Source organism: Verrucomicrobiales bacterium (assembly GCA_016793885.1).
Classification (GTDB): Bacteria; Verrucomicrobiota; Verrucomicrobiia; order Limisphaerales; family UBA11320; genus UBA11320.
The window spans coordinates 1-3559 of sequence record JAEUHE010000175.1; the positions used below are offsets into that span (position 1 = coordinate 1).

1 protein-coding gene and 1 tRNA gene are annotated in these 3559 nt (G+C 51.7%); both read right to left on the reverse strand.

Annotation, left to right across the window (positions count from 1 at the left end; genetic code table 11):
* Positions 1-286: 286 nt before the first annotated feature.
* Positions 287-352, reverse strand: a tRNA-OTHER gene (locus JNN07_19535).
* Positions 353-2038: 1686 nt separating this feature from the next.
* Entirely contained in the window at positions 2039-2947 is a 909-nt protein-coding gene (locus JNN07_19540) for an SLATT domain-containing protein (GenBank protein MBL9169938.1), read from the reverse strand.
* Positions 2948-3559: the final 612 nt, after the last annotated feature.

Here is a 3559-nt window from a genome sequence, read left to right on the forward strand (position 1 = left end):
TATCCATGGCTTGCTCCTGTCGAAGACGAGGCCGATTGCCTCATCTCCCAACATGGCAAGCCTGCTGCCGATGGAAACCACCAAACTCGATCTTCTTCGCGAGCGGCTCAGCACATCCCTACCGCGCGAGCGGTTTAGTCCATCGACTCTGAGCGGTCATCGGTACCTGATGAAAGCAGTCACTCGGCACCCACGTTGAAGCGATAGTATTTCTAACGCGCAGCGCTAATTCCTCCAATTACTTGGTGTTGTTTGGTTAAACCACTGGTACCTACTTCTGGATAAGGCGGTCGGGCGGGATTCGAACCCGCACCTCCCTACAACAGGGTATCCTACATTAGAACACCGACCATAATTCAAAACTCGCTTTCGCCACTTGTTCTTAGGATCGCTCCATCTTTCCAACCTGTCCGCAACTAAGAAGCCGAGATGTGCAGTCTGCAACGCTTCGACGAATTCCTCCAAGCGCTTAGAGTCAAAATAGATAATGCAAAGTTTCGCATACAGATCAAACAGCCGTAAATCAAGTGCTGATGACTTCGATGGAGGGGCGTTCGGCAAGCGGCTCCGGATGAAGTCGCACAACAAATCCATTGCAGCACGTGGATCCTCGGTCAGCAAGGTAGTAACATTGCGTTCGATGGCAATCGTACCTAGACCGTGTGCTGCAGACGATGCCGAGCTTTGATACGACATCGTGTCGCTGAGAGAGATCGGCGCAAAGCGAGCAAACGCCGCTTTTTGAAAAGGTGCAGCATGTACGGAGATCACGCGACCGCCTACTACAAGATGGTACTTTCCCGATCGAGGATTAAATAAAAAGCCATCACGCACGGAGTCTGTGGTCATTTTGACGTGCTCACGGTGTCGATATCGTGGTCTAGGAGATTTGAGTTTATGAAATAGCTGATTCGCCTTGCTTCCCAGCAATCGCATCACGGCAGGTTTTGCTGAGCTGAACGCAAAACCTCCCATCACGGCACTTGCGGTGATTAGAACGATACGGCGTCTCGCAACAGTGCTTATTTCCATCTCTCGCTGAGGTAAGAACCAGTTGACGACAAGAGCAAGAGTCAAGGCTGCTGACATAGCGCTGAAAACAAAAGGCAGATAGTCCAAGCTTGCGTTTGAATCAACCAAATCTGCCACGCGTGAGTTTATGTAAAATAGCCATACACTCATTATGACAAGAAAGGTCATAAGTATTGTAACTGGGATCCAATTCGTAATCTGAACTGGCTTGGCGCCAAGAAGTAGGCGGCGAATGCAATCCTCACGCGGCAGTGGCAAGAGAAAAGAACATCCTGGGCCAGCTAACGCTTGATGCTTCGTAAGTATCCTGGTTTCAACTGAACAGGCCGCCGCTCTAAGGTGACGAAATGTGGAGCGCCTGATCATTGACAGATATAGGAGCGCGCCGATGATTAAAATTTGAATTATTGCAGCTGCATAAAATAGCGGGAGCTTAACCTTTTCTGTCCCCGGCACCGAAACGTCAACAGTGGCGTGTTTGATGGCTCGAGCGACATCCAGTCTCAAGCGACTCGACACAGCAGATTGAGTTTCCCGAGCTCGGACCAGTTTCAAGAGTTGATCGTCTAGCTTTCTGTGTTCAAACGCCTTCTTGCCTCTTTCGAAGCCTGCTTCATCCAGCGCTTCACGCTCGGCTTTCTGCAGACTCTGAACCTTCGCCTCTTGAGCCTCCAGTCTTCTGAGCGTTCCATCAATCCGATCAAGATGGGGTTTCAAACTTGTAGTAATGGCAATCGTTGAAATGAAGAGTGGAACGATCAATAGCAGAGATCGGTTTTCGAGTTGTTTTGAATTTTCGCGTGCTAAGACGATATAATGTGAGAGCTGTGCTTCGCCATCCGTCGTCACGGATTTCTGCACATTGCGACGCAGCAAGCGCATGATGACTCCCCCTGTCGTCTCGGAACAACATTCTTGCGGTGCCTAACGTCCAAACTAAGCCGCCGACGCCGGTTTTATGGCGCTGGTCAGCTTGCGCCCGAAGCCGGGCCGCTCTGGCACAAGCCTACGGTAGCTTGATCTCAAGACGGGTTACAGTCGACGCGGCCACTTCCACTATTCTGTCGATGAATGCCGGAGGATCAGAGGTCGTCTGAACCGTCAGAGCATGAATGCCTGGCGGTACGTTAGCTCTTGACCATGTGCTTCCGATAAAATCTTGTGGCGGCTCCTTGTCCAGTGCGATTCGGACCTTTTTCACCTCAGCTCTGTGCGTGATGATGACTTCAACCGCACCAGGTAACTTCGTTTTTTCTTCCGATTTTGCGGCTTGCTGCTGTGACGCAAGAGACGTGCGGATGGCATCCAATCTCCTGTCCGTCTCTTCACGTTGGGTCTTAATCAGCGTCTCAAGTAGAGATATGCCAGTATTGAATTCTGCAACCCATTTTGTCGTTTCCTCCGCTTGTAGTTTCCGTAGCTCCTGCTCTAGTCCGGTCGCGAGATCAAACAATGACTTCGCATCGCTAAAGTCTAGTGGTGTGGTCTTTGCTACCAAGAACTTTCCCCACTCAAGCTGAAAGGCTTGCGTGAGGTTCTCCATCGTGGTTACGGTGGCGATGTATCTCATCCACCCGCTAGACCATCCAAACACGCGGTCTGCAACCATCAACAGACCTGCGGAGGCAAGTAGAGCGACGGCCCATTGAGTGAACGCGAGCTTCTCCAGATCAGTTTTCTGAATTGCGGCAAAGATGGGTAGCGCAGTTCCAAGAAGCAAGAATAGAAAAGCTAGCCCTCGCACTATTAATGACGTGCGACGCTTGGTGCGTATACTTGACCAGTACCAAGCACACATCATTAGTGACGCGGCACCCACTTGAGAGTAGATCGCAGCAGCGGTCTCTTCTGGCTTTTTGTCTTTGTATTGGTCCCAAGGGGGAAGTTGCTTCGTCGATATGTCGGGTTTGGCCATGGTAGGCTTCAGAATGAAGTGCAGTATTGATGCCTTGGAAGGGTGTGCGCGTGGGAGAACACTGCCTATCCTCTTGCTCGATCAAACCTCTTTCTTGACGTCTTTCCATCAAAGACCCGTTGAGATCCCCCCTTTCTCAAACCACTCTTCAAAAAAAGCCACGGAGCGGCGCCTTCCAAGAGACGAATGTAACGGCCCGGTGGCTGACGGCCGAGGTTGTGTAGAGGCGTGTCTTCGACTTTCCATCGTAGGAAGCAGGATTCGAAGCGTTAGCGCAAAGTTGCGTCAGGTGGGAAGCACTACCAATCGACCACCCCAGTAGTGGCCATCAGTGCGAATTTCCTCGACTGACTCGCCGAATCCTCGCGTCCTTACTCAGCATCGGCCGCAATGGCCCCGTGTAATGCGATTGATTCAATCATAGACGATTGCCATCGGAGTGCAAAGGAAATGTAACGATCACCGGCCGCTCATGTTTAGCTTTGTTCGACGCCTGCCCCTGCCTCGCGGCGATGAAGGTCCGACCCAGGTCGGTGGGCAGGCGTTGGACAAAGCCCGGGGGAGGAAACCGCGAAACGAGGCGAGGCCGTTCAATCGGGGCGCAGCGCTATG

Coding starts and splice junctions, on each gene's coding strand:
- JNN07_19540 (MBL9169938.1), bottom strand. CDS start 2,947: ATGGCCAAACCCGACATATCGACGAAGCAACTTCCCCCTTGGGACCAA.